Here is a 26,662-nt window from a genome sequence, read left to right on the forward strand (position 1 = left end):
CTTCGCTCGGCAGCTCCTACACGCCACCCAGCGGGAGCAAGCTCCCTCGCCACAAAAGCACGCGCGCTGGATCAATATCTATTTGGCCATGATCGCCACGAACAGCTCGGAATCGAGCAAACCCTCCAGCCAGTCCTGTAGCCGAGGGTAGGGCGCCTGGGCAAACCACTGGCGATCGACATGGGCAAACTGGCGCACGAACGGCAGTACTGCGACGTCCGCCAGGCTCAGGTGCGCCGCCACCAGGAACGGTCGCGCTTGCAGCCGTTCTTCCAGCTTGCGCAGAAACGCTTCGCCTTCACTTCGATAGTGTTCCATCGGCTGTTCGGGATGACGTTCCGGGTATTTGTAGCGGTTAAGGTGAGGCTTGAATACCTGGTCGTTTTCCTCGATCAGCTCCGCCGTAAGCCGCTGGCCCTCGGGGTCGTCCGCCAGCCTCCAATCCTGCGGATCACGCTGGTCGAGTGCCCAGCGCATGATCTCAAGACTTTCATCGATGACTCGCCCGTCGACGTGCAACACCGGCACCGTACCCTTGCTCGACAGCGCTAGCATTTCGGCTGGCTTGGCCTTGAGGCTGACTTCGACGATGTCCAGCGCGATAGCGCTGTAGCGCAACGCCATCCGAGCGCGCATGGCGTAGGGGCAGCGGCGGAAGGAATACAGCGTGGCTTGGCTCATTTCACCTCCACCGTGCTCAACCCGTTGCCCTGGCGGCGCACCTGAATCTGCACCGGGATCCGCTCGTGCATTTCCTGCACGTGGGAGATAACCGCGACCTTGCGGCCCTGGGCCTGCAAGCCATCGAGGGCGTCCATCGCCAGTTGCAGCGACTCGGGGTCGAGGCTGCCGAAACCTTCGTCGATGAACAGCGACTCGATTCTCAGCGTGCTGGACGCCATCGACGCCAGGCCCAGCGCCAGGGCGAGGGAAACGAGGAAGGTTTCGCCGCCGGACAACGAATGCACCGAGCGCAGTTCGTCACCCATTTCGGTGTCCATCACCAGCAGCCCGAGCATGCTGCCGCCGCGCTTGAGGCGGTAGCGGCGAACCAATTGCCGCAACTGGGCGTTGGCGTGGTGCACCAGCAAATCGAGGTTGTACGCCTGGGCCAGTTTGCGGAAGCGGTCGCCGGTGGCTGAGCCGATCAGCGCATCCAGGCGTGCCCAGCGCTGGTACTCGGTGTAGGCCTGCTCGATCTGCTGGGCGAGGGCCTGGTTGGCGTTCTGTCGACGCTGGTCCTCGGCTTGCTCGGCGCGCAAGTCCGCACACTGTTGTTCACTGGCGGTAAATTGCTCATGCAGCGTGGCGAGGGCATCAGCCAACTGTTCGGCCGGCAGGTTGCCGTTGTCTTGCGCCTGGTGGTTGTGCAGGCGCAGCTCCCGTTCGGTGAGCAGTACGCGGGCCTGCTCGATGGCTTTTTCGCTGTTGAGCAGGCGTTGTCGCAACTGCGCCACTTGTTGCTCGTCAAGGCTGAGCAGGGCGTCGAGCGCCGCGTCGTCCAGTTCCGAGTGAGAGGCGCGCCATTGGGCGATGCCCGCGGCCAACGTTTGCTGTTCGGCCTCCAGCGCCTGGGCCTGTTCCTGCCGGGCCTTGAGTTCGGCCGCCAGTTGCACGAGGTTGTTACGCAGGTCCTGCAACTGTTGATTGGCGCTGGCCTCGGCCTGACGAGCCTGTTCCAGCGCCACGTCGAGCTGCTGCTGCCATTGTTCGGCGCTGGAGTATTCGCCCAGCAGTTGTGTGAGTTTTTCCTGGCAGGCCTGTTGCTGTTCGGCCAGGGCATTGAACTGCTGCTGTGCCGATTCCAATTGCTGCACGCGGAGCTGCTGGCGATCCTGCTCTTTCTCCAAGGCTTGCTGGCGCTGAAGTTGCTCGGCGAGTTCTTCGCGTTGCTGTTCCGATTGCGCGAGGCGCTGGCTGATCCGTTGGTCAAGTGCCATGAACGTGGCGGCCGGTTCGCTGCGCAGGGCCTGCAAGGTGTCGGCCGGCAACAGCGCGCTGAAGTGCTCGAGCTCCTCGTCCAGGCGCTGGCGATCCCGGGCCAATTCCTGTTGCTGGTTGCTCAGGTGCTGCGACGCTTGTTGGTTGGCTGTCTCTGCATCGCGCAGTTGCTGGGTCAGCCGCGCGGCGTCCTGTTGCAGGGTGAGCAGGGCAGCCTGGCGTTGTTCGTCCTGGCTGATGCGCAGCTGCAGTTGGCTGGTTTGCTGGGCCAGCCAGGCGTCGCGCTTGGGCGAATCCTGGGCGAACATCTGCGCCGACAACGGGTGGGCTTCAAGGCTTGGCGCCAGGCCCTGATGCTGGGTGGCGAGTTGTTCCTGCTGTTGCTTGAATTCCTTGAGCTGGGCGATGACGCCGCTGTACTGCGCCCTGAGATCGATGACTTTTTCGTTGAGCAGCTCCACCGCTTTGCGGGCGTTGGCCTGTTCGCTTTCATCGAAGCGACCGAGGCTTTCCAGCAGTGCTTCGGGCTGATGGTAAGGATGTTCGACGCTGCCGCACACCGGGCAGGGCTGGTTGTCTTGCAGTTGTTCGCGCAGTTGCTCGACGCTTTCGCTGCGGGCCAGGCGCTGGCGCTCCAGCAGTTCGCGGGTCACGGTCAGGGTCTGTTCGGCGATCGTCAGCTCGGCCTTGGCTTCGCCGCCTTCGCGCACCAGTCGGTCGCGTTCCTGCAAGGCGCGCTGCTGACGTTGCTCAAGTTCCGCGCTGCGTTTGTCCAGTTCCTGCTGGCTGGCCCACAACCGAGCCAGTTCCTCGAAAGCGCGCAGTTGCTTGCGGTTGTCCTGCAAGAGGTTGCCGAGCAACTGGATCTGTTCGGCCACCGCCTGCGGTTCGGCGTCGGCCTCCTTGTAGAGCACTTCAAGGTCTTGGCGACGGGTTGCAAGGTCCTCGGCGGCACGCGCCGCGTTTTGCTCCAGCAGCGCCAGTTCGTCCTGGCCCTTGTTCAGCCGATTGCCGATCAGCATCAATTGTTGAAGGCGATCGCGATAGGCCCCCCAGGCATCGCTCAGTGGTGCGAGCGCGGTGCTTTGTTCCAGTTCACCGGCGATCCGTTGCAGGCGTTCGCCCACCTGTCGCTGCTGTTCCAGTAGGGAGTCGAGGGTACGCTGGCCGTCGGTGCAAGCCAGTTGGGCCTGTTGCAGCTGCTCGGCGCGCTGGCCGGCTTCCTGGTTCAGGCGAGCGAGGCTGCTTTGTTCATCGAACGCCTGGCGCAGCAGGGGCGCGTTGTCGGTGCTCTGCTGGCGGGCCGCGACCAGTGCCAGTTGCGCCACGCCCAGGCCTTTTTCCAATTCGCCCTGTTGTTCATGCAACTCGACTTGCTGCTGGGTCAGCTGCTGGATCTTGATCGCCAGTGGCTCGAACTGCCGGGCCAGTTCCGCCTGCCGGATGAACTGATGCCGCTGCGGCGCCAGTTGTTCCAGGCGGACCAGCTTCAGGCGTTCATCGGCCTGCGCTTCCCAATCGGCTTGGGCTTGTTGCAGTTGCTCGGCGGCGCTGGCCTGTTCGTCCTGTAACTGGCGCAGGTCCTTCAACCAGGTTTGTTGCTGCTCCAGTTGCTTGAGCTGCGCCTGTTGGGTCTTGAGTGCTTGCTGGGCCTGGTTCACGCGCTCGTCCAGGTCGGCGCGGGCCTCGGGAGCCAGGGGCGTGACGCCGCTGGCCTGGTCCTGCAGTTGCTTGTGGGTTTCCTTGGCCTGCTTGGCCTTGTCGAAGGCGCGGCGGCCGAGGCGGGTATACAGGGCGGTGTCGGTGAGTTTTTCCAGCAGTTCGCTGCGGTCGTTGTCATCGGCCTTGAGAAACGCACTGAACTCGCTCTGTGCCAGCAGCACGGCGCGGGTGAACTGTTCGAAATTCAGGCCGAGGGCGGCTTCAAGTTGAGCCTTGTATTCGCCTTTCTGGCTGGCCAATAGCTGGTCGTTGTCCAGATCCCGCAGGCTCTGGCGGCTGGCCTGCAGCTTGCCGGCGGCTTTTTCCCGGGCGCGATTGGCCTCCCAGCGGGCCCGGTAGCGGCGACCGTCGATGCCGCGAAAATCCACTTCGGCATAACCGTCGCCGGTGCCACGGCGTAACAGCGTGCGCGGATCGCCCGTGGCGATTTCACCGTCGGCGTCCGGCACCTTGGCGTCCCGCCCGGTGTTGTTCAGGCGCGGCACCGCGCCGAACAACGCCAGGCACAAGGCATCCAGCAGCGTGCTCTTGCCCGCGCCCGTGGGGCCGGTGATAGCGAACAGGCCGGCGCTGGCCAGCGGCTCGGCGGTGAAATCGATTTCAAATGGCCCAGCCAGGGACGCAAGGTTCTTGAGGCGGATGGCGAGGATCTTCATGGCTGTTCGATCTCCATCTGAACATCCTGCAAGAGCACGGCGAAATCCTTCAGTGTCTGTTCGTCCACTTCACTGCCGTAGGTGTCCTGCCAGGCGCGGCTGAACAAATCCTGCGGGCTGAGCTGATCCAGTTCGATCAATGCGGCGCCTTCCTCGGCGCCTGCGGTGGCGCCGCTGCCGGCGTACTCGGCGGCGATTCGCACCAGCCGCACGGCTTTGCCTTGCAGGGCCGTTTCCACTTGCTGACGCAGGTCGGGTTGCGGCTCGTCGAGGCGCACCCGCACCTCCAGCCAGGGTTGGCGCTGGACATCGGCCAGCAGGTCAATATCGGGCAGGTCCTTGAGTTGCACCAGGACATCGGCCAGGGGCGCCGGGCCCAGGCGTTGCAGGTTGACGGCGCGGGGGATCAGCCGTGGCTCGACGTTCAGCAGTTTCTCGCCGTCCAGGGTGATGTCGAGGATCTGGTGCTGATAGCCGATTTCCGAGAACGACAGCGGGATGGGCGAGCCGCTGTAGCGAATGCGCGTTTCCCTATTGACCTTCTGTGGCTTGTGCAAGTGACCGAGGGCGACATACGTGATGCTCGGGCCGAACAGGCTGGCGGGCAGGGCTTCGGCATTGCCGATGATCAGGCTGCGCTCGGAGTCCTCCGACACCGAGCCACCCGCCATGTGCGCATGGCTGATGGCGATCAGTGCCTGGCCTTTCTTGCGCTTGGCATTGGCGGCGGCAATCAGCCATTCATGGACCTGGCCGATGCCCCGCAAGTAATCGTCCCCCAGTTGTGCGCCCGTGACCTCGGCCGGTCGCAGGAACGGCAGGGCCAGGCACCAGGCCCGGACCTTGCCCTTGGCGTCGGGCAACGGCAGCAACAGGCGCTCGACGTCCAGTTGTCCATCGTCCAGCCACAGGACGCGGCCCAGGGCATGGGTGCGCAAGCGGCGCATCAACGGCGCGGGCAGTTCGATCCGAGAGCCGGAATCATGATTGCCGGCGATCATGACGATGGTCAGGTTGGCGTTTTGTTCGTGGGCACTGACGATGAAGTCGTACAGTCGCTCCTGGGCTTTGACGGGCGGGTTGACCGTGTCGAAGATATCGCCGGCAATCAGCAGCACGTCGGGTTTTTCGCTGGCCAGCTGACGCAGCAGCCAGTCAAGGAAACAGGCGTGCTCGAAGTCGCGATCCTGACCGTGGAGGTTTTGCCCCAGGTGCCAGTCGGAGGTGTGAAACAGACGCAAGGCAGACTCCAGAAACAGACGGTGGCCGCGGGAAGAGAGGCGGCGCAAAAATGCAGAGTTTACTGGGAAACGCAGGGGAGGGGCTGCTCAACTTTGTCGGGACCTGCACAGCACCTGTGGCGAGGGAGCTTGCTCCCGCTGGGCTGCGCAGCAGCCCCAATAGCAGCGACTCAATCTATCTGGCGCTCCGAGTTGCCTGGCTTGGGAGTGCTGCGCACTCCAGCGGGGATAAATCCCCTCGCCACAAGAAGCCGCTGCTACACCGGCTATTTGGGATAAAGCGGCGGCAAGCTCGAATCACTGGCGCCGTCCAGCGTTCCCTCAAGCGGTGGAATGGTGCGGATGGCCCGCCACAAATCCTCGCCTTGCCAGTGCTGGCCGGTCTCGCTGTAGAGGGCGCCGTTCAAGCCGTCGAGGGCGTCGGACAACGGCACGAAACGCGCGGCCATGTCGGCGAGGGTCTCCGGCTGCTGCCGGGCCCAGGCGTCCAGTGCCTGGCGAGTGGCGTGCGGGTCGTTGGCCAGGCAGGCCCGCTTGAGGTCGTCCAGCAACGTGCGCGGGCTAGGCCCGGCCTGGGTCGAGCGCAGCACCGCCGGTTGCCAGCGGGCCCGCCACCACAGGCCGAAACCGAGCAGTGTGGTACAGGCGAGGATGAGCGTGCTCAATTGCCAGTACCACAGCGCCTCGCTGTCAACGGTCGTGACGATCTGGGTCGTGCCCGCCGGGGTGTCGACCATCAGGCTCGGGTTGTTCGCCACTTGCAGGGTCCGCGCGGGCAGGCTGGTGCGGTCCAGGTGATCTTCCAGGGTGTTCCACCAGACCACTTCCACCGGCGGCAGCTCGATGGTGCCGCTGCGGTTGGGCACCAGGGCTTCGCGGTCTTCACGGCTGCCCACCAGGCCACGTTCGCTGCTGCGGCTGCTGAGCACCGGTTGGTCGGGGTAACGCCGCAGGCCGTTGATTTCAGTCGCTGGCAGCGGCGGCAACTGGGCGCTGGTCAAGCCTTCGGCTTCCAGGGTCAGGCTGCGGGTCAACGAGTCGCCGACCTGGCTATGGGTCGGTTCCGGGCTCCAGCTTTCGCTCAAGGAAAGGCTGCGGGCCGGAAGCCAGGGGAGGTCGGCCGGGTAGCTGGCGGGCTTTGGCTTGACGGTCAACATCAGTTGCGTGGAACTCACGCGCATCAGTTGGCCGGGCTTGGCCCCCGGCGATGCGGTGCCCTGGGCCACCGGCTCGACCAGGGTGGCGCTGAAGGTCTGGGCCGGGATCGCCAGTTCGCCGCTGCGCTGTGGGTAGATGCCATAACGCAGCTCGATCACGCCGTGGCGCACGTCGTTGATGACTTTTTCATAGGTGCGGGATTCGCCCAGTTGCTCGGTGCGAGCATCCGGGATATGGAGCGGTGTCAGGCTGCTGTCGTCGTACAGCGACACCGAATGGTAGATGCGCAAGGTCAGGATCGCCTGGGCCTGTACGTACACTTCGGCCTGGTCGAGGCTGGCCTCGATGAACACCGGTTCGAGGGTGCCGGAGGCGTTGCGGGTTTCGCTTTCGATGACCTGCAACGTGATCGGCTGGCTGGTCACTTCGCCCAATTGCAGGGCGGGAATGACCACGGTGCCGCTCTGGCGCGGCAGCAGCGTCACGATCCATCGCGTGGTGGCGCGATTCTCGCCGTCGAGGGTGGTCAATTGGTTGACCTGGCGGGTGCCCCGGACATCGAACAGCGCCTGCAGCGGGCTCAGGTCGGGTTTGCCGAACAGCGTGGCATCGTTGGATTCCAGCGTCAGCTCGACGGTCTCCCCGGAGTTCAACCGGCTGCGATCCACGCTGGCAGTCAACTGCGCGGCCTGGGCCCCGGCGGTCCAGAGCAGCAAGGCGAGGAGGTAGGCGGTAAAGCGGGTCATGGGTGTTTTCCCTGGGCCTGATGGCTTTGCTGTTCATACCAGAATTTTCGTCGAAGCAGTTCGCCCGGGTTGTCCGGGATCTGGCGCAGCCACTGTTCCAGCGCCTGGCGTTGTTCTTCTTCGTTGCGTTGACCTGCGGCCGGGCGAAGCGGCGGGGTGGTGGTCTGCTCGTCGGGCAATTCGCTGCCCGGCACATCCTGGGCACCGGGCGGAGGATCCTCGGTCGGCTGGGCGTCGTTCGGGGGGGCGGTCGCTTCGGAGGAGGGATGGCCCTGCTCGGACGATTGGCTCGGCCTGTCGGTCTCCTGTGGTTCCTCGCTGGGGGGCGGTTCCGGGGTTTCGGCAGGTTTGGGTGGGGCCGCTGGCGGAGCTTGTTCTTGCAGCAAGCTTTCCACCAGCGCCTTGTTGGTCTGCGCCGGGCGCAGGTCCGGTTGCAGTTCCAGGGCCTGCTCATAGGCGTCGACCGCGGCGTCCAGCTCGCCGCTGCGGGCCAGGGCGTTACCGCGATTGTAATGGGCGCGGGCGTCATTGCCTTCGGCAAAGCGCTGGGCGGCTTCGCTGTACCGGCCGGCTTCGTACAGGGCGACCCCCTGCCATTGGCTGTCCTCGAAATGCGCGGCGGCCTCGGCCGGGCGCTTTTGCTTGAGCAGGTGTTGGCCCTGTTGGTCCGGGCGCAACCATAAATCCTCGAACTCGAAGGCATGGCCGGTCTGGGGCAATGCCAACAGCAATGGCAGGCAGAAAAGCCAACCGCGCCGCCCGGCGCACGCTGCCAGCAGCAACAACGGCAACAGCAGCCAATAACCCTGGTCGGCCCAGGTGTCCAGGCGTAGTTTCTGGCCATCGCTGCGCAGGTGTCGCGGTCCCTCCAGCAGGCCCAGGCCGCGCAGGTCCCGGTCGTCCAGGCGTGCCGGACGGTAGCGGCCGTCCAGCTCACTGACGAAGGACTTGAGGCCCGGGCTGTCCAGGCGCGGAACCAGGATCGCGCCCTTTTCATCCTTCAGGTAACTGCCGTCATCCTGGGCCACTGGTGCGCCTTCCCGGGTACCGATGCCGAGCATCAGCAGGCGTGTGGCGGAGCCGTCCAGAACCTGGCGAATGCCTTGCCGTTCCTCCTCGTTCAGGGAGGAACCGATCAGCAGGATCCGCCCGTGGCCAAGCCCGGCCTGGTCCAGCAGCGTCATGGCCTTGTTGACGGCCAGGTCGGCGCGGTGGCCGGCTTGGGGCATGATCGACGGTTTCAGGGCTTCGAGCAGGTTGGCGCTGGTGGCGAGGTCGTCCGACAGCGGGACCAGGGTGTGCGCACTGCCTGAGTAGACGACGATCGCGGTCTGCGCGTCGCTGCGGCTATGCAGCACGTCCAGCAGTTTGCGCCGCGCCTGTTCCAGGCGCGTGGGCGGGACGTCGGTGGCGAGCATCTCCGGGGTCAGCTCGAGGATGACCACCAGCGGATCGGCAGGTTTCTGGCTGGTCTGTTCGACGCGCGTCCAACTGGGGCCCAGCAACGCCAGCACCATCAGCAGCCAGCCCAGCCCGAGGGCAATCCAGGGCAGCTTGCTTTCACGGCCGCTGCCGCCGCTGAGCAGCACTGCGTGAAACGCCGGAGGCAGGATCATCTGCCAGCGGCCCACGCGTTTCTGACGGTGCCACAATTGCCAAAGCAGCCAGCCCAGCAAGGGCAGCAGCAGGATGAAACCGGGGCGCAGCCAATGCGGCCAGAGCGCGATCATCGGCGCCTCCGCAACCGCAGGCGCTTGAGCCGCTGCCGCCATTCGGACGGTTGCGACGGCTGGAACAAGGGCTGGGTGAACAGGCGCTGCAACGGGTTATCCGGCCAGCGTTCCCGGGCCACCAGCAACAGGCTCAGCAGCAGCGCGATCGCCAGCGGCCAATGATAGAGCGCCTGGGCCGGACGGGCCTGGGTCGGTTGTTGGGTCACCGGCTCGAGTCGGTCGAGGGTGGTCTTGATCGTCAGCAACTGCTCACCGTCCTGGGCACGGAAATACTGGCCGCCGGTGACCTGGGCGATTTCCCTGAGGGTCGCTTCGTCGAGATCCAGGCTCGGGTTGACTCCCAAAAAGCCCGCCGTGCCGCTTTGCTCCGGATCGGCGCCTACGCCGATCGTGTAGATTTTCACGCTTTCATCGGCGGCCAGCCGGGCGGCAGTCAGGGGATCGATTTCACCGCCGTTGTTGGCGCCATCCGTGACCAGGATCAGCACGCGGCTCTGGGCCGGACGCTGGCGCAGGCGTTTGAGCGCCAGGCCGATGGCATCGCCGATGGCGGTGTTCTTGCCGGCGATGCCGACGCGCGCCTCATCGAGCCAGCGCCGCACGGTATGACGGTCGAAGGTCAACGGTGCCTGCAGATACGCCTGGCTGCCAAACAGGATCAGGCCGACCCGGTCGCCTTCGCGGCTTTCCAGAAAGTCCCCGAGCATGCGCTGGACCAGCCCCAGGCGGCTGATGTCTTCTTCCTTCCACTGCATGTCAGGAAAATCCATGGACCCGGAAACGTCCACGGCGACCAGCAAGTCGCGGCCGCTTGCGGCAATCGGCAACGGCTCGCCCAGCCACTGCGGACGGGCGGCAGCGATCAACAGCAGCAGCCAGAGCAGGATGAAGGGTGCCTGTTGGCGCCAGGTGGGCAGGTTGGCCCGGGCGCGACGCCCCACGAGTCCTTCGAGGTCTTCCAGGAAACTGACCTTGAGTGCCGGCTCGCCGCTGTCCGCCGCCGGCAATACCAGGCGCATCAGCCAGGGCAACGGCAACAGGACAAAGATCCACGGCCAGGCGAATTCAAACATGTTTGCGAATCCAGATCTCGACGGCTTGGGTCAGGCCGGCGATGGCTTTGTCATCGAGCTTGCATTCGGGCTTGTAGGCGCCTTCAACCAGGATCATCCAGCGAGTCAGGCCGGCGGCCGGGCAGCGGTTGTCCAGGAACGCCAGCCACTTGCGCCCGTTGAGGGTGTGGCTCTGGCTGTAAGGATAATGGTTACGGCACAAACGCTTGAGCAGCCCGTTGAGTTGCTGCAGCCAGGCGCCGGCCGGCGCGCCGTCGTAGGGCTTGGGCAGCAGGGCGAGCTCGGCCAACGCCGCCAGGCGGACCGGGTCCAGCGGCTGTTCGGCGCGGGCGGTGTTGCGCTTGACCGGAATGAACCGGCGCAACTGCCAGGCACCCACGCCCAGCAGAGGCAGCAATACCAGCAATAGCCACCAGCCCGGCGCGGGCGGCCAGAATCCGATGGGCGGCGGGGCCATGAGCGGTTGCAACTGGTCGAGGCTGCTCATCGGGTTTTCCCCGGCCGCTTGGGGTTCAGGTATTCGCGCAGCTGTTCGACCATGTCGCCCTGGGTGCTCAAGGGCAGCATCAGGATCCGCAGCTTCTGGGCCAGCATCTCCCAGCGCTCCAGCCGTGCCTCGGCCTGGGCGCGGTAGGTCTGGCGCAACTCGACGTTCAAGGTGTCGAGCTCCAGCTGTTCGCCGCGCTGGGCAAAACGCAGCAATCCGGCGGCGGGCAGGGCGTGGTCCAATGGGTCGGACAATGGCAACAGCAACAGGTCGCAATGGCGCGACAGCAAACTCAGTTGTTGTTCCGCGCTGTCGGACAAGGCGCGCTCATCGCAAATCACGATCGCCAGGCTACCAGGGCGCAGCACCTCCCGGGCGCGTCGCAAGGCCACGCCAAACGAGTCGCGGTCCGACTCGCCGTCGGTGTGCAGCGATTGATTGACGCGCACCAGGCGGTTGAGCAACTGCAGCAGGCTTTGTTTGCTGCGTCGTGGCTTGACTTCGTAGTGAGTGTTATTGCCGAACACCAAACCGCCAACCCGGTCGTTGTGCCCCAGCGCGGCCCAGCCGATCAGGCTCGCGGCCTGGGCGGCGAGCACCGACTTGAAGATCAGCCCGGAACCGAAGAACAGGCGATGGCTCTGCTCGATCATGATAAAGATCGGCCGCTCGCGCTCTTCGTGGAACAGCTTTGTGTGTGGCTCCTGGGTCCGTGCGGTGACGCGCCAGTCGATGGTGCGCACATCGTCGCCGGCCTGGTAGATCCGCACCTGGTCGAAATCCACCCCGCGTCCGCGCAGCTTGGAATGGTGCAGGCCGATCAACGGGCTGCGCTGGCCGGGCGTGGAAAACAACTGCACTTCGCGCACGCGATGGCGCATCTCGATCAGCTCCGAAAGGCTGACGCGGATGCCCGGGACGGGCGCGAGTGGGTTATTCATGATGGATACTCAAGCGACTGCGACGACGTCGAGAATCCGCTGCACGACCCGGTCCTGGTCAATGCCGGCGGCTTCGGCTTCGAACGACAGGATGATGCGATGGCGCAGTACGTCGAACAGCACGGCCTGGATGTCTTCCGGGCTGACGAAGTCGCGCCCGGCCAGCCAGGCGTGGGCGCGGGCGCAGCGATCCAGGGCAATCGAGCCCCGCGGGCTGGCGCCATAGGCAATCCACTCGGCCATCTCCGGATCGAACTTGGCCGGGTTGCGAGTGGCCATGATCAGTTGCACCAGGTACTCCTCCACGGCGTCGGCCATGTACAACCCGAGGATTTCCTTGCGCGCGGCAAAAATCGCCTGCTGGCTGACACGACGCTCGGGCTTGGTTTCACCATTCAGCGCTTCACCCCGGGCCTGCTGCAGGATACGGCGCTCCACCGCGGCGTCCGGGAAGCCAATCTTCACGTGCATCAGGAACCGGTCGAGTTGGGCTTCGGGCAATGGATACGTGCCTTCCTGCTCGATCGGGTTCTGCGTGGCCATCACCAGGAACAGCGGCGACAGTTCATAAGTGCTGCGCCCGACGCTGACCTGCCGCTCGGCCATGGCTTCGAGCAAGGCCGACTGGACCTTGGCCGGTGCCCGGTTGATTTCGTCCGCCAGCACCAGGTTGTGGAAAATCGGCCCCTGCTGGAACACGAAACTGCCGGTTTCCGGACGATAGATCTCGGTGCCGGTGATGTCGGCAGGCAATAGGTCGGGTGTGAACTGAATGCGATGGAACTGCGCTTCGATCCCTTCGGCCAGCTCCTTGATCGCCTTGGTCTTGGCCAGGCCCGGCGCACCTTCCACCAACATATGCCCGTCGGCGAGCAGGGCGATGAGCAGGCGCTCGATGAGTTTTTCCTGGCCGAGAATCTGCGTAGAAAGAAAGGTTCGCAGCGCCAGCAGCGCTTCACGATGTTCCATCGATGACTGTTCCTGGAAAGGGTGGCCCCGGCGTTCGGATAACGCCGGGGCTGGGGGCGTTACTTTAATGCATGGCAGGGGGTGGCGACTAACGGGATTTTGATGGGGGTGCGGATTTGTGATCGGCTTGGATCTGTGGAAGCGGGCTTGCTCGCGAAGGCGGTGTGTCCATCGACGAAAATGTTGCCTGACACTACGCCTTCGCGAGCAAGCCCGTTCCCACAGGAGATGAGTGGCGGAACCAGGATCCAGGCACGCCGCAGTCCCACTGTGGGAGCGAGCCTGCTCGCGATGGCAATCGGGCGGGGCCGAGTGACTCAGCCTTTCCAAACCCCCGGATTGACCAGGTTCGCTGGCCTTTCACCCGCCAACGCCGCCAGCAGGTTCTCCACCGCACAACGCGCCATTGCCTCCCGGGTCTCGTGGGTAGCCGAGCCCATGTGCGGCGTCGCCACTACGTTATCCATCTGCAACAGTGGCGAATCCGGGTCCAGAGGCTCGTGCTCGAAAACGTCCAGCCCGGCGCCACGGATCTGCCCGTGGCGCAAGGCGTCGATCATTGCCGTTTCGTCCACGACCTTGCCCCGGGAGATATTGATGAAGATGCTTTCAGGGCGCATCTGGGCGAACGCGCGTGCATCGATCAGGCCTTCGGTCTCGGCGGTCAAGGGCAAGGTCAGGCATATGAAATCCGCTTGTTGCAACAGCGTGTCGAGGTCGCAATAGCGCGCCCCGAAACGCTGCTCCACTGGAGGCTTGGGCGAATGACTGTGATAGAGCACCGGCATGCCGAAGCCGAAGTGTCCGCGTTGGGCCAAGGCTTCGCCGATGCGGCCCATGCCGACGATGCCCAGGGTCTTGCCATGGACGTCGCTACCGAAATGCCGCGGGCCGATGCTTTGTTGCCACCCGCCTGCACGAACCAGGTTGGCCAGTTCCACCACGCGTCGCGCCGTTGCCAGGATCAAGGCGAACCCGGTGTCGGCGGTGGTTTCGGTCAGCACATCCGGCGTATTGGTGAGCAGGATCCGGCGTTCGGTCAGGTAATCGATATCGTAATTGTCGACGCCGACCGAAACGCTGGCGATGGCCTCGAGATTCGGCGCCAGATCAAGCAACGACGCATCCAGCTTCAGGCTTGCGCCCAATAAGGCGTGGGCGCTGGGCAGGGCGTCGCGCAGTTGCGCCAGGCCCGGGGCGTCGAGGCGTTCGATGAGGGTGACTTGGGCCTGGGCCTGCAGGCGATCCATCAGTTGCGCTGAGAGTTTCTTGTACAACACCACGTGCTTTTTCATGGGATTTCTCGATTCAGGAACGGGCAGGCGCCGGGTGCGGCGTCACGGTTTTGGACACGACCCGGTCGCTGGCGCCGGGCTTGAGGGCGAGGGTCAGTACCACCGACAGCAGCAAGGCGCCGCTCATCAACAAGAAGGACATGCCGGTGGAGCCAGTGGAGCCGTTGAGGTAGCCCACCAGGTACGAGCCGCCGAACGAACCCAGTGCGCCCATGCTGTTGATCAGGGCCATGGCGCCACCGGCGACGTTGGCCGGGAGGATCTCCGGAACGATGGCGAAAAACGGACCGTAGGGTGCATACATGCAGGCTCCGGCGATCACTAGCAAGGCATAGGACCACCAGAAATGCTCAGCCCCGAGCAGGTAGGAGGCGTAGAACGCGATGGATGCGACCAGCAGCGGTGGCCAGACAAAGCGCTTGCGTTTCTGCACCTTGTCCGACGCCCAGGACACGATCAGCATGGCCACCACCGCCGCCAGATAAGGCAGCGATGACAGCCACCCGGCTTCGACCATGCTCATCTTCAAGCCGGCCTTGAGGATCGACGGCAACCAGAGCACAAACCCATAGACGCCGATGCTCCAGCAGAAGAATTGCAGGGCAAGGATGATCACTTTGGGTGAGCGAAAGGCCTCGGCGTAGTTCTTCACCGCCTTGATGCCCACCTGCTCGGCGGCCAGGGCGCTTTCCAAGTCTTGTTTTTCCTGTTCGCTGAGCCACTTGGCCTGGGCCGGGCGATCATCGGCCAGGCGCCACCAGACGAAGGCCCAGAGCACCGCCGGCAGGCCTTCAATGATGAACATCCAACGCCAGTCGAATTGCTGCACCAGATAGCCCGAGACCACCGACATCCACAGCATGGTCACCGGGTTGCCGAGGATCAGGAAGGTGTTGGCGCGCGAGCGTTCGGCCCGGGTGAACCAATGGCACAAATAGACCAGCATCGCCGGCATCACGGCGGCTTCCACCACGCCGAGCATGAAGCGGATCACGATCAGCCAATACGCGTTGGAGACCACGCCGGTGAGGGTCGCCAGCGAGCCCCAGAGGATCAGGCTGACGAAGATCAGCTTCTTCACGCTGTGCTTCTGCGCGTAGATCGCCCCGGGTACCTGGAAGAAAAAGTAGCCGAGGAAAAACAGCGCGCCGAGCAGCGATGACAGCCCTGGGGTAATCATCAGGTCCTCGGCCATGCCCGACGCGGCGGCAAAGCCATAGTTGGCCCGGTCGAGGTAGGCCAGGCTGTAGGTGATGAACACGATGGGCATGATGTACCACCAGCGGCGGGTGGCGAGGTTGAGCGTTTGCATGTCGTTGACTCCTGAGCTTGTTGTTTTTGTTCAGCAGGTGCGTTTTGCGGTGGCTTCATTCGCGAGCAGGCTCGCTCCCACAGGGTTTAGCGTTGGCCCGTGTGGGAGCGAGCCTGCTCGCGAATAGCGGTTTCAAATTCAGTCGACAGTTCATCGCGCGTCGGCAGTCCTTCCATGTCCCCACGGCTCTGCACCGCGCGGCTGCCGATCCAGTTCGCGCGGCGGACCGCCTCGGTGATGTCGCGGCCTTCGAGCAGTGCGCTGATCAGGCCGACGGCGAAGCCATCTCCGGCGCCCACGGTGTCCACTACCCGGGCCACCGGCACGCCGGCAATGAATCCCTGGTCGAGCGCGGTGCGGTAATAAGCACCGTCCGGGCCGAGCTTGATCACCACGGCTTCGGCGCCCAGGTCCAGGTAGAACGCGGCGATGTCGGCAGGGTCGTCAAAACCGGTCAGCAACCGACCTTCGCCGAGGCCCGGCAAGACCCAGTGGGCGAGGGCGGCGTGGCGATTGATCTCGCGGATCATCGTCGCTTCGTTCGACCACAGGCTCGGGCGCAGGTTGGGGTCGAACGACAGGCTGCGGCCGGCCTCGCGCATGCGGGTCATCAATTCGAAGGACATCGCCCGTGCAGTCACCGACAGCGCTGGCACGATGCCGGTGGCATGCAAGTGACGGGCGGCGAGCAAGGACGGTGCGATAGAATCGACGGACAAGTGACTGGCGGCTGAACCACGCCGGAAATATTCGACCTGCGGATCGCTGCCATCGTCGGTGCGGGACTTGAGCTGGAAGCCGGTGGGGTGCGCCGGATCGACGGCCACGTGGCGACAATCCAGGCCTTCCTTTTCCAGCGTCTGCACCACGAAGCGTCCCAGGGAGTCGGCGCCGACCCGGCTGAGCCAGGCCACTTGGAAACCCAGTCGCGACAAGCCGATGGCCACGTTACTGTCGGCCCCGGCGATGCGTTTGTGAAACTGGTTGACGGCGGCCAGGTCGCCGGTTTCGTCGGCCACCAGCATCGCCATGGTTTCACCGAACGACAATACATCGAAGTCAGGCATGGGCAGCCTCCCGGCGCGATTGCCCGAGGCGGGACAGGATGGCGACATGTTCGGCAGTCAGTTGCAGCAGGTCGTCGCCCTGCAGCGGGTATTCGGCGGCACGCATCACGCCGACCGGCATGTGCTTGAGCAGTTGTTCCCACAGGTGCAGGTCGGCCTGGCCGGGCGGAACGGCAACGAGCTTGCCATCGGGACGCCGGGCCACCGCCTTGCAATGCACGTACGCGACATGCCGCCCGAGTTGCCGGGCCGCCACCGTGGCTGATTGGTCCTGCCATTGCCAGTTGCCGATGTCGAAGGTCATGGCGATGGGCAGCGCGTGTGCTTCGACCGCGGCGAAGAAGCGTTGCAGCGGTTCGATTCGTCCGCCCTGCAGGGTCTGGTCGTTTTCCACGAGCAGTTGCACCGGGCTTGTCGCAAGGATGTCCGCCAAGGCCGACAGGTCGTGGGAGTCGGTGAAATGACCGAGGGAAACCTTCAGCCATGCCGAACCGAACGCCTCGCCACGTTGCAGGGCGGTCGCCAGGACGGGATTGGGCCTGGGCTGGCCGGGGAGCCAGAGTTCCAGAGGCGAGGAGTAGATGCTTTGCAATCCATGGGCGCGAGCGCCAGCGGCCAATTCGGCGGGTTGTTCGAAGGTCAGCAACTCTTCGCGCCATTCGATGCGCGAGGCGCCAGCGGCGGCCAGCAGGTCGATGAAACTGCCTTGGCCGCGTTGGCGCACCAGGTTGGCGCCGTAGCTGGAGAGGCTGATGGAAACGGCTGGTTTGTTCATTGTTGTTGTACCTCTGAAACCGGTTTCAGTTTTGGTCAAAAAAAAATTAGGCGGTGTGCTGGAGGGCCTCATCGCGAGCAAGCTCGCTCCCACAAGGGACTTTCAGTGTTGCGCGGACCTGTGGGAGCGAGCTTGCTCGCGATGGGGCCGTCACCATCACCGAACATTCCCAAGCGTCGACCCACGCTCAATCAACCGCGCGGCGAAATCGAGGGTCTGAACCGGCCCGTTGTCACCCCGCAAACGCTTGAGCAGGCATTCGAAAGCGCTGGCGCCGATTTCCGCGGTGGGCTGGGCCAGGGCGGTGATGCCGCTGCCCACCAGTGGGTACCAGTCCAGGTCGTCGAGGGCGATCAGGCCGATGTCGTCGAACAAGTGGCAACCGAGTTCGCGCAATACCTGGGTGGCCGTCAGGGCGGCGATGCCGTTGGCGCAGAACAGCGCCTTGGGGCCACGGTCCGGCTTGGCGAGAAACGTCTTGATGCGCGGTAGCAGCTGATCGCAGGTTTCCACCACAGCGCCCGCCAGGGCAGGGCGCCGTTCGATGCTGGCCTTGAAACTCTCGACCCGCTCGATCCGCGAACTGGTGCCATCGAACGGTTCGGTCACCAGCAGCAAATCGCGATAGCCACGCTGTTCGAGGTGATCGAGGGCCATCTCGACGGCGGCCGGGTTGTCCAGCCCGACCAGATCGGTTTCGAGCCGATCGACCTTGCGATCCACCAGCACCATCGGCATCTCGCTGCGCAATTCGAACAGTTCGTCGCGGTGATGGCCCAGGGTGTTCACGATCAGCCCTTCGATGTTGTAGGCGCGCAGGAGGGCCAGGTGCTGGCGTTCCTGTTCGTCGTCGCGGTCGGTGTTGCACACCACCAGGCTGTAGCCGTGACGACGGCAGGCGGTTTCCACGCCATGCATCACGGCAATCGAATAGGGGTTGCGGATATCGGCCACCAGCATGCCGATCAGGCGCGTGCGCCCGCGCTTGAGGCCACGGGCCATCTGGTTTGGCCGATAGCCCAGCTCGCTGATCGCCTGCTCGATGCGCCGGGCGATGGCTTCGGAGAGCAGGGCGCGGTCCTCGCCGATGAAACGCGAGACGCTGGCCTTGGAGACCCCGGCGCGTTCGGCGACATCGAGCATGGTCACGCGGCTGCGCTGGGCGGCGGAGAAAGAATTCACGGATTGAGACCTGTTTTTTGGATTTATTGAGGTTCTGAAACCGGTTTCAGGAAACACCAGAATTCGTTCGGTCGTCAAGGGCGATGTATCAGAGGTACGACCGACGGTGCTTCGCTTCACTTGGGCAGCGGCGACGATCCAGTCAGGCCTTCAGCAGAACCGCGCCAGCCAGGCGATTTGCAGCGCGCCAGGCCGTGTGGTTAGCTGCCTGCCTTTCCCAGCCCTTAGACTACCGAAGCCACCATGAACATTACCCAGCCTCGTTTGAGATTGCTGTCGATACTGAGTGTGGCCCTGCTGGTGGTGGGCTGTGCCGCCTACTACGTGTTTAGCCACAGCGGTGCGCCGGCCGATGAAGGTTTCGGTGCCGGAGAGCTGAACGAAGGTGGCATCGAGGACATTGGCGCCCTGGCACCGCCAGAGGTGGAGAAGCGTCTTAATTACTTGATCCAGGACACCGGCGAAACCCTCCGGTCTTTGGCGCGTGTCAGTGAAGCGCAACTGAGCCTGGCTGTCGAAACGACCGAGACGGGTGATGGGCAGCCGTTGCAATACGAGTCGCTGTTTGTCCCGTTCACCAGCGCGCAACTGAAGGCTGCGTTGGCCTCGGTCCAGGGCCTGCGTTTTACCCAGAGGTTGTATGCCGATGGCTCGGAAGTGAGGCTCGATACCGAGAGTCTCGATTCGCTCTGGAAACGCGCCGCCACGCCGGATGAGCCAACTGCCGAGCAGTACCTGCCGCAGCGCCTGCGTTTTCGCGATGGCAGCGAACAAACCTTCGCCGATCTCAAGGCATCGCCCAAGGTTGAGGCCGACGACACGTTTGCCTCCGATGATGCTTTCGAACTTTCGGTGAACAAACCGCTGGCGAGTGTAGGCCTGACGGTCGTTTACCGCAGCTATCCGGCGTTCAGGAAAGTGGTGCTGGACAAGGATCATCCGAACGTGACCCTGGACGACGGCCAGTCCTTTCGGCTTACGGCCCTGGGTAATGACAGCGCGTCGGTGCGCCTGAGTACGCCGAAAATGTCGACCCTTGTGGTGCAAGGGCTGGACGACGCGGGCAGGGCGCTCTACAGCAACGGTCACAATTCCTGGGCGTTTCCGTCCGATGGCGATATCGCGGCGTTGCACGACTATTACAACGCGCTGCTGCAGACCAAAGGCGACCTCAAGCAACTCAAGACCAGCCAGGCGGTGCAACAGCAATTGGAACGCCTGGGCGAGGCGCTGGCCGCGCAGGCGGGGCCATTGAAAAACACCGAACTCGACTATCAATTCGAGGCCACGCCGCAGCGCATCGTCATCCATGTACTCGATCCGATGGAAGACAACACCATTGCGTTCACCCAGGTCGACAACGTCCTGGCAGGACAAACGCGTTACATCGCCCTGGACCGGAGCGCCGAGCGCTACGGCTTCATTGATCAGGCCGGGCAGTGGCTGATCAAGCCCCGTTGGGTGCAAGTGCAAGACAGCCTGATGGCTGATGCCTACACCTTGTTCTCCGAGGAGAAATCCAGCGACCCAGAGTCCGGTGGACGGGCGTTGCGCAGCCAGTTCGCCTATTTCCCCGCCGGTAGCAACAAGCTCGTGGACCTGCCGTTTGAATACATCACCGAAGCCTTGAGCAACGGCCTGTTGTTGGTCGAGCGTGAAACCAATGGCCCTTATGGGCTTTACGATGCCAGGAATCATCGCTTCGTATTGCCGATGAAATTCGTCAACCCTACCGTGACCGACAACGTGTTCATCGCCCGTCTCGGCACACGAACCGATCTCATGGAAGGCCTGTACGGCGCCTACAGCCTCGACGGCAAAATCATCCTGCCGACGCAGTTTTCCGGCATCGAGCACAGCGACGGGCTGCTATATGCCAGCTCCGCCGACCGGAGTCGCCAGGACGTTTTCGATCTGGCGGGTAAACGGATCAATCCGCAAGGCTACAACGTGATCGGTCGGTTTGTGGGCCAGCAACCGTTGCTGGTGCAGGACACCAAAAGCAGCAAATTCGCCTTTATCGATCGCCAGGGCGAGCGACTAGCCATCAAGTTGCCGTATGACGAGGTGGAGCCGTTTTCCAACGGCATGGCGGTGGTCGGACGTGATGGCAGCTACGGTGCCATCGACTTGGCGGGCCGGTTGCAAGTGCCACTGGATTACCAGCAGATCAACGCGTTCCAGACCCGTTACGCAGCGGCCATCCGTGCGGGTGGGGGGACCTCGTTGGTCTTGATCAGTCAGGACAGCAAGGTGATCAAGGAACTGGGGTCGTACACCAGTATGAAAGTACCGGAGAACAGCAATGACGCCCGTTATTACGTGAGGGATCCGAATAATAGTGACGAATACCTGGTCTATGACGCCGATGGCAATTTCGTGCAGAACGACTGATAACGGGTGATGCGTGGCCTCACCAAAGTTGTGTTAGCTACATGCAATCTTGGGCAATGCCCTAACCCTGTGGCGAGGGGATTTATCCCCGCTGGCTGCGGAGCAGCCCAAGACCAGCCACCTCGGTGTGCCAGGCTGATGGTGTTCAGCCTTTTTGGGGCTGCTGCGCAGCCCAGCGGGGATAAATCCCCTCGCCACAAAGGATTCAGAGCTGGCTGATGTAGGTGCCCGTGCCCTTGAGGATGTTCTGCAAGGTCAGCTCTACTTCGGCCATGTCCGTCACGTCGGGGTTGTAAGTGATTTCCAGCACATCGTCACCGTTGAGCGCATCGGCATCCGCCGCGGCGATTTCTATTTTCAGCAGGGTCGGGCTAAGCGTGACCTTGACGCCGTCCAGCGTCGAGGGCTCGCCATCCAGCGTGATCTCCAGCTCGTCTTCGTCCGGGTAGCGGCTCATCAGGAACATGTCGCCCTGAGCGCTATGGCAGCAGAGCATGGCCATGTTGTCTTCTTCGTCGTCGCACGGGTTGGCGATCAGCAGGTCGGTGGTCATTTTCATGGATGGCTCCTGGCTCCGATGAGCCTTGCACGGGCAAAAACGCGATTCTGCCAGCCCCGACGATTTTCTGCTGGATTACCACCGCAGGGTGCCGTTTGGCCCTGGGACTGCTAGGGTTGTTCGATGCATGGCGACCAGGGAGCTAGCCGATGACCGAATATGTCGCAGCGCTGCAAGCAGGCAGGTTGTCGCACTCGTTAAGCTGCGCAACGGATGTGCACCTGCAAAGGGCATCGCGGAGTGTTTTTTGCAGGTGGTCATTACTTTGAAATTACCTGCAAAAAGGATGTGACCTGCGGGTCCCGTCCAGCTTCACCCACCTGTCATCCTGTTTCCTCTGCCCGAGAATCAGGAACGGGATGGCCGACGGCCCCGAAAGGGGTTGCACGCGACGCTACCATCAATAACAAGCCCAAGCGGAGTACCACAGATGGCGTTCTTCACCGCAGCCAGCAAAGCCGACTTCCAGCATCAACTGCAAGCGGCACTGGCGCAGCACATCAGTGAACAGGCACTGCCACAAGTGGCGCTGTTCGCTGAACAATTCTTCGGCATCATTTCCCTCGATGAACTCACCCAGCGCCGGTTGTCCGACCTCGCCGGCTGCACCCTGTCTGCCTGGCGCCTGCTTGAGCGCTTTGACCACGCGCAACCGCAGGTGCGTGTCTACAACCCCGATTACGAGCGCCACGGCTGGCAGTCGACCCACACCGCCGTCGAAGTGCTGCACCACGACCTGCCGTTCCTGGTGGATTCGGTCCGCACCGAGCTGAACCGTCGCGGCTACAGCATCCATACCCTGCAAACCACCGTCCTGAGCGTGCGTCGCGGCAGCAAGGGCGAGTTGCTGGAAATCCTGCCGAAGGGCACCCAGGGCGACGACGTGCAGCAAGAGTCGTTGATGTACCTGGAAATCGACCGCTGCGCCAACGCCGCCGAACTCAACGTCCTGAGCAAGGAACTTGAGCAAGTGCTGGGCGAAGTGCGCGTCGCCGTCGCCGACTTCGAGCCGATGAAAGCCAAGGTCCAGGAAATCCTCGCGAGCCTGGACAACAGCGCCTACGCCACCGACGCTGACGAAAAAGCCGAAATCAAGAGCTTCCTGGAATGGCTGGTGGGCAACCACTTCACGTTCCTGGGCTACGAAGAGTTCGTGGTTCGCGATGAAGCCGATGGCGGCCACATCGAATACGACCCCGAATCGTTCCTCGGCCTGACCAAACTGCTGCGCGCCGGCCTGACCGCCGAAGACCTGCGCATCGAAGACTACGCCGTCAATTATCTGCGCGAACCGACCGTGTTGTCGTTCGCCAAGGCCGCGCACCCGAGCCGCGTGCACCGTCCGGCCTACCCGGACTACGTGTCGATCCGCGAGATCGACGCCGACGGCAAGGTCATCAAGGAATGCCGCTTCATGGGCCTGTACACCTCCTCGGTGTATGGCGAGAGCGTGCGGGTCATCCCGTACATCCGTCGCAAGGTCGCGGAAATCGAGCGTCGTTCGGGCTTCCAGGCCAAGGCGCACCTGGGCAAGGAGCTGGCCCAGGTGGTCGAAGTCCTGCCTCGCGACGACTTGTTCCAGACCCCGGTGGACGAGCTGTTCAGCACCGTCATGTCGATCGTGCAGATCCAGGAACGCAACAAGATCCGCGTGTTCCTGCGCAAGGACCCGTACGGCCGTTTCTGCTACTGCCTGGCCTACGTGCCGCGCGATATCTATTCCACCGAAGTGCGCCAGAAGATCCAGCAGGTGCTGATGGAGCGCCTGAAGGCGTCGGATTGCGAGTTCTGGACATTCTTCTCCGAGTCCGTACTGGCCCGCGTACAACTGATCCTGCGGGTGGATCCGAAGAACCGCATCGACATCGACCCGCTGCTGCTGGAAAAAGAAGTCGTGCAGGCCTGCCGCAGTTGGAAGGACGACTACGCCAGCCTGGTCGTCGAGAGCTTCGGCGAAGCCCAGGGCACCAACGTGCTGTCGGATTTCCCGAAAGGCTTCCCGGCCGGCTACCGCGAGCGCTTCGCCGCGCACTCGGCCGTGGTGGACATGCAACACCTGCTGAGCCTGAGTGAAACCAACCCGCTGGTGATGAGCTTCTACCAACCGTTGGGCCAGGTCTCCGGCCAGCGTGAGCTGCACTGCAAGCTGTATCACGCCGACACGCCGCTGGCGCTGTCCGACGTGCTGCCGATCCTGGAAAACCTCGGCCTGCGCGTGCTGGGCGAGTTCCCGTATCGCCTGCGTCACACCAATGGCCGCGAGTTCTGGATTCACGACTTCGCCTTCACCGCCGCCGAAGGCCTGGACCTCGACATCCAGCAACTCAACGACACCTTGCAGGACGCGTTCGTCCACATCGTGCGTGGCGATGCCGAGAACGATGCGTTCAACCGCCTGGTGCTGACCGCCGGCCTGCCGTGGCGCGACGTGGCTCTGTTGCGTGCCTACGCCCGTTACCTGAAGCAGATCCGCCTGGGCTTCGACCTCGGCTACATCGCCAGCACCCTGAACAACCACACCGACATCGCTCGCGAACTGACCCGGTTGTTCAAGACCCGCTTCTACCTGGCGCGCAAGTTGACCGGCGATGACCTGGAAGACAAGCAACTGCGCCTGGAGCAAGCGATCCTCTCGGCCCTCGACGAAGTGCAGGTACTCAACGAAGACCGCATCCTGCGTCGCTACCTTGACCTGATCAAGGCGACCCTGCGGACCAACTTCTACCAGACCGACGCCAACGGCCAGAACAAGGCGTACTTCAGCTTCAAGTTCAACCCGCACCTGATCCCGGAACTGCCGAAGCCGGTGCCCAAGTTCGAGATCTTCGTCTACTCGCCACGCGTCGAAGGCGTGCACCTGCGCTTCGGCAACGTTGCCCGTGGCGGCCTGCGCTGGTCCGACCGTGAAGAAGACTACCGCACCGAAGTGCTCGGCCTGGTAAAAGCCCAGCAAGTGAAGAACTCGGTGATCGTGCCGGTGGGTGCCAAGGGCGGTTTCCTGCCGCGTCGCCTGCCATTGGGCGGCAGCCGGGACGAGATCGCGGCCGAGGGCATCGCCTGCTATCGCATCTTCATCTCGGGCCTGTTGGACATCACCGACAACCTGAAGGACGGCGCGCTGGTGCCGCCGGCCAACGTCGTTCGTCATGATGACGATGACCCGTACCTGGTGGTGGCGGCGGACAAGGGCACCGCGACTTTCTCCGACATCGCCAACGGCATCGCCATCGACTACGGCTTCTGGCTGGGCGATGCGTTTGCCTCCGGCGGTTCGGCCGGTTACGACCACAAGAAAATGGGCATCACCGCCAAGGGCGCGTGGGTTGGCGTGCAGCGTCACTTCCGTGAGCGCGGCATCAATGTCCAGGAAGACAGCATCACCGTGGTGGGCGTCGGCGACATGGCCGGCGACGTGTTCGGCAACGGCTTGTTGATGTCCGACAAGCTGCAACTGGTCGCGGCCTTCAACCACCTGCACATCTTCATCGACCCGAACCCGGAACCGGCCAGCAGCTTCGCCGAGCGCAAGCGTCTGTTCGACCTGCCGCGTTCGGCCTGGACCGACTACGACACCAGCATCATGTCCGAAGGCGGCGGTATCTTCTCGCGCAGCGCGAAAAGCATCGCCATCTCGCCACAGATGAAAGAACGCTTCGACATCAAGGCCGACAAACTGACCCCGACCGAACTGCTCAACGCCTTGCTCAAGGCGCCGGTGGACCTGTTGTGGAACGGCGGTATCGGTACCTACGTCAAGGCCAGCACCGAAAGCCATGCCGATGTCGGCGACAAGGCCAACGATGCGCTGCGCGTGAACGGCAACGAACTGCGCTGCAAGGTCGTGGGCGAGGGCGGTAACCTGGGCATGACCCAACTGGGTCGCGTCGAGTTCGGCCTCAACGGCGGCGGCTCCAACACCGACTTCATCGACAACGCCGGTGGCGTGGACTGCTCCGACCACGAAGTGAACATCAAGATCCTGCTCAACGAAGTGGTGCAGGCCGGCGACATGACCGACAAGCAGCGCAACCAGTTGCTGGCGAGCATGACCGACGAAGTCGGTGGCCTGGTGTTGGGCAACAACTACAAGCAGACCCAGGCCCTGTCCCTGGCGGCCCGTCGCGCGTTTGTGCGGATCGCCGAATACAAGCGCCTGATGAACGATCTGGAAGCCCGTGGCAAGCTGGACCGTGCCATCGAGTTCCTGCCGACCGAAGAGCAACTGGCCGAACGTGTCGCGGCGGGCCATGGCCTGACCCGTGCCGAACTGTCGGTGTTGATCTCCTACAGCAAGATCGACCTCAAGGAAGCGCTGCTCAACTCCCTGGTGCCGGACGACGATTACCTGACCCGCGACATGGAGACGGCTTTCCCGCCAACCCTGGTAAGCAAGTTCTCCGAGGCCATGCGTCGTCATCGCCTGAAACGCGAGATCGTCAGCACCCAGATCGCCAACGACCTGGTCAACCACATGGGCATCACCTTCGTCCAGCGGTTGAAAGAGTCGACCGGCATGAGCCCGGCGAACGTGGCCGGTGCTTATGTGATCGTTCGGGACATCTTCCATCTCCCGCACTGGTTCCGTCAGATTGAAGCCCTGGACCACCAGGTTTCCGCCGACGTGCAACTGGAGCTGATGGACGAGCTGATGCGCCTGGGCCGTCGCGCCACGCGCTGGTTCCTGCGCAGCCGCCGCAACGAGCAGAACGCTGCCCGTGACGTCGCTCACTTCGGTCCGCACCTGGCCGCGTTGGGCCTCAAGCTCGACGAACTGCTGGAAGGCCCGACCCGCGAAGGCTGGCAGACCCGCTACCAGGCCTACGTGGCGGCCGGTGTGCCGGAATTGCTCGCGCGCATGGTTGCCGGCACTACGCACCTGTACACCTTGTTGCCGATCATCGAGGCGTCCGACGTTACCGGCCAGAACGCCGCCGACGTGGCCAAGGCCTACTTCGCAGTGGGTAGCGCCCTGGACATTACCTGGTACCTGCAACAGATCAGTGCCTTGCCGGTTGAAAACAACTGGCAGGCCCTGGCCCGTGAAGCGTTCCGCGATGACATTGACTGGCAGCAACGGGCGATCACCATCTCGGTCCTGCAGGAAGGCGACGGTAGCCAGGACGTGGAAACCCGTCTGGCGCTGTGGCTTGAGCAGCATCACGAAATGGTCGAGCGCTGGCGCGCCATGTTGGTGGACATCCGTGCTGCCAGCGGCACCGACTACGCCATGTACGCGGTTGCCAACCGCGAACTGCTGGACCTGGCGTTGAGTGGTCAGGCGGTCGTGACGGCCAACTGATCCACCGTTGAATGAAAAAACCCCGCATTGAGAGATGCGGGGTTTTTTTATGGGTGATGTTTCAGCCCATGAAGGCCAGAAAGCTCTTGTGGCGAGGGGATAAATCCCCTCG

The 26,662-nt window shown here is 63.4% G+C and carries 17 protein-coding genes; 2 read left to right on the top strand and 15 right to left on the bottom strand.

Annotated features, from left to right (window positions below; genetic code table 11):
• Window positions 1–78: 78 nt before the first annotated feature.
• The 14 genes from JMN22_RS24180 to JMN22_RS24245 all read right to left on the bottom strand — a co-directional run bounded on the left by JMN22_RS24180 (window position 79) and on the right by JMN22_RS24245 (window position 18,298).
• Window positions 79–681 (bottom strand): glutathione S-transferase, encoded by a 603-nt coding sequence (locus JMN22_RS24180; protein ID WP_030142602.1) that lies wholly within the window; start codon window positions 679–681, stop codon window positions 79–81.
• Window positions 678–4,319, bottom strand: coding sequence for an AAA family ATPase (locus JMN22_RS24185; RefSeq protein ID WP_198798280.1), 3,642 nt, complete (start codon window positions 4,317–4,319; stop codon window positions 678–680). Before JMN22_RS24185 ends, JMN22_RS24180 begins: the two co-directional genes overlap by 4 nt.
• Window positions 4,316–5,560: an exonuclease SbcCD subunit D C-terminal domain-containing protein gene (locus tag JMN22_RS24190; RefSeq protein ID WP_198798281.1), complete on the bottom strand. Its 1,245-nt coding sequence runs from the start codon at window positions 5,558–5,560 to the stop codon at window positions 4,316–4,318. The genes JMN22_RS24185 and JMN22_RS24190 overlap by 4 nt, the downstream gene beginning before the upstream one ends.
• Window positions 5,561–5,826: 266 nt before the next feature.
• The gene (locus tag JMN22_RS24195; RefSeq protein WP_198798282.1) at window positions 5,827–7,464 is read right to left on the bottom strand and encodes a BatD family protein; all 1,638 of its coding nucleotides are present in this window, start codon (window positions 7,462–7,464) and stop codon (window positions 5,827–5,829) included.
• Complete coding sequence (locus JMN22_RS24200; RefSeq protein ID WP_198798283.1) at window positions 7,461–9,194, bottom strand: vWA domain-containing protein; 1,734 nt, start codon at window positions 9,192–9,194, stop codon at window positions 7,461–7,463. Before JMN22_RS24200 ends, JMN22_RS24195 begins: the two co-directional genes overlap by 4 nt.
• The gene (locus JMN22_RS24205) at window positions 9,191–10,270 is read right to left on the bottom strand and encodes a vWA domain-containing protein (protein WP_198798284.1); all 1,080 of its coding nucleotides are present in this window, start codon (window positions 10,268–10,270) and stop codon (window positions 9,191–9,193) included. The genes JMN22_RS24200 and JMN22_RS24205 overlap by 4 nt, the downstream gene beginning before the upstream one ends.
• Window positions 10,263–10,757, bottom strand: coding sequence for a DUF4381 domain-containing protein (locus JMN22_RS24210; protein ID WP_030142596.1), 495 nt, complete (start codon window positions 10,755–10,757; stop codon window positions 10,263–10,265). The genes JMN22_RS24205 and JMN22_RS24210 overlap by 8 nt, the downstream gene beginning before the upstream one ends.
• Window positions 10,754–11,698 (bottom strand): DUF58 domain-containing protein, encoded by a 945-nt coding sequence (locus JMN22_RS24215; protein ID WP_030142595.1) that lies wholly within the window; start codon window positions 11,696–11,698, stop codon window positions 10,754–10,756. Before JMN22_RS24215 ends, JMN22_RS24210 begins: the two co-directional genes overlap by 4 nt.
• A 9-nt stretch (window positions 11,699–11,707) precedes the next feature.
• The gene (locus JMN22_RS24220; RefSeq protein ID WP_030142594.1) at window positions 11,708–12,667 is read right to left on the bottom strand and encodes an AAA family ATPase; all 960 of its coding nucleotides are present in this window, start codon (window positions 12,665–12,667) and stop codon (window positions 11,708–11,710) included.
• 317 nt (window positions 12,668–12,984) lie between these two features.
• Window positions 12,985–13,962, bottom strand: a complete 978-nt coding sequence (locus tag JMN22_RS24225) for a 2-hydroxyacid dehydrogenase (protein WP_030142593.1) — start codon at window positions 13,960–13,962, stop codon at window positions 12,985–12,987.
• Window positions 13,963–13,975: 13 nt separating this feature from the next.
• Window positions 13,976–15,274: an MFS transporter gene (locus JMN22_RS24230; protein ID WP_030142592.1), complete on the bottom strand. Its 1,299-nt coding sequence runs from the start codon at window positions 15,272–15,274 to the stop codon at window positions 13,976–13,978.
• An 86-nt stretch (window positions 15,275–15,360) separates the two neighbouring features.
• Entirely contained in the window at window positions 15,361–16,341 is a 981-nt protein-coding gene (locus JMN22_RS24235) for a sugar kinase (RefSeq protein WP_198798285.1), read from the bottom strand.
• Window positions 16,334–17,116 carry a sugar phosphate isomerase/epimerase family protein gene (locus JMN22_RS24240; RefSeq protein WP_198798286.1) on the bottom strand — a complete coding sequence of 261 codons (783 nt, stop codon included), beginning with the start codon at window positions 17,114–17,116 and terminating at the stop codon, window positions 16,334–16,336. The genes JMN22_RS24235 and JMN22_RS24240 overlap by 8 nt, the downstream gene beginning before the upstream one ends.
• A 156-nt stretch (window positions 17,117–17,272) precedes the next feature.
• Window positions 17,273–18,298 carry a LacI family DNA-binding transcriptional regulator gene (locus JMN22_RS24245; RefSeq protein ID WP_309475717.1) on the bottom strand — a complete coding sequence of 342 codons (1,026 nt, stop codon included), beginning with the start codon at window positions 18,296–18,298 and terminating at the stop codon, window positions 17,273–17,275.
• A 243-nt stretch (window positions 18,299–18,541) separates the two neighbouring features.
• On the opposite strand from JMN22_RS24245, the gene JMN22_RS24250 reads away from it, so the two are divergent.
• Complete coding sequence (locus tag JMN22_RS24250) at window positions 18,542–20,692, top strand: WG repeat-containing protein (RefSeq protein WP_198798287.1); 2,151 nt, start codon at window positions 18,542–18,544, stop codon at window positions 20,690–20,692.
• A gap of 205 nt (window positions 20,693–20,897) precedes the next feature.
• Here JMN22_RS24250 and JMN22_RS24255 read toward each other — a convergent pair whose 3' ends face one another.
• A complete protein-coding gene (locus tag JMN22_RS24255; RefSeq protein ID WP_198798288.1) occupies window positions 20,898–21,251 on the bottom strand; it encodes a hypothetical protein in 354 nt (117 codons plus the stop codon).
• Window positions 21,252–21,681: 430 nt separating this feature from the next.
• On the opposite strand from JMN22_RS24255, the gene JMN22_RS24260 reads away from it, so the two are divergent.
• Window positions 21,682–26,550, top strand: a complete 4,869-nt coding sequence (locus tag JMN22_RS24260) for an NAD-glutamate dehydrogenase (RefSeq protein ID WP_198798289.1) — start codon at window positions 21,682–21,684, stop codon at window positions 26,548–26,550.
• Window positions 26,551–26,662: the final 112 nt, after the last annotated feature.

Origin of the sequence: Pseudomonas sp. HB05 (assembly GCF_016756915.1) — a bacterium.
Taxonomy (GTDB): domain Bacteria; phylum Pseudomonadota; class Gammaproteobacteria; order Pseudomonadales; family Pseudomonadaceae; genus Aquipseudomonas; species Aquipseudomonas alvandae.

Bases quoted from the DNA above. Each gene is read 5' to 3' on its own strand.
- JMN22_RS24230 (WP_030142592.1), bottom strand. From the start codon at position 15,274: ATGCAAACGCTCAACCTCGCCACCCGCCGCTGGTGGTACATCATGCCC.
- JMN22_RS24255 (WP_198798288.1), bottom strand. From the start codon at position 21,251: ATGAAAATGACCACCGACCTGCTGATCGCCAACCCGTGCGACGACGAA.
- JMN22_RS24225 (WP_030142593.1), bottom strand. From the start codon at position 13,962: ATGAAAAAGCACGTGGTGTTGTACAAGAAACTCTCAGCGCAACTGATG.
- JMN22_RS24215 (WP_030142595.1), bottom strand. From the start codon at position 11,698: ATGAATAACCCACTCGCGCCCGTCCCGGGCATCCGCGTCAGCCTTTCG.
- JMN22_RS24205 (WP_198798284.1), bottom strand. From the start codon at position 10,270: ATGTTTGAATTCGCCTGGCCGTGGATCTTTGTCCTGTTGCCGTTGCCC.
- JMN22_RS24200 (WP_198798283.1), bottom strand. From the start codon at position 9,194: ATGATCGCGCTCTGGCCGCATTGGCTGCGCCCCGGTTTCATCCTGCTG.
- JMN22_RS24210 (WP_030142596.1), bottom strand. From the start codon at position 10,757: ATGAGCAGCCTCGACCAGTTGCAACCGCTCATGGCCCCGCCGCCCATC.
- JMN22_RS24180 (WP_030142602.1), bottom strand. From the start codon at position 681: ATGAGCCAAGCCACGCTGTATTCCTTCCGCCGCTGCCCCTACGCCATG.
- JMN22_RS24195 (WP_198798282.1), bottom strand. From the start codon at position 7,464: ATGACCCGCTTTACCGCCTACCTCCTCGCCTTGCTGCTCTGGACCGCC.
- JMN22_RS24240 (WP_198798286.1), bottom strand. From the start codon at position 17,116: ATGAACAAACCAGCCGTTTCCATCAGCCTCTCCAGCTACGGCGCCAAC.
- JMN22_RS24250 (WP_198798287.1), top strand. From the start codon at position 18,542: ATGAACATTACCCAGCCTCGTTTGAGATTGCTGTCGATACTGAGTGTG.
- JMN22_RS24260 (WP_198798289.1), top strand. From the start codon at position 21,682: ATGGCGTTCTTCACCGCAGCCAGCAAAGCCGACTTCCAGCATCAACTG.
- JMN22_RS24235 (WP_198798285.1), bottom strand. From the start codon at position 16,341: ATGCCTGACTTCGATGTATTGTCGTTCGGTGAAACCATGGCGATGCTG.
- JMN22_RS24220 (WP_030142594.1), bottom strand. From the start codon at position 12,667: ATGGAACATCGTGAAGCGCTGCTGGCGCTGCGAACCTTTCTTTCTACG.
- JMN22_RS24185 (WP_198798280.1), bottom strand. From the start codon at position 4,319: ATGAAGATCCTCGCCATCCGCCTCAAGAACCTTGCGTCCCTGGCTGGG.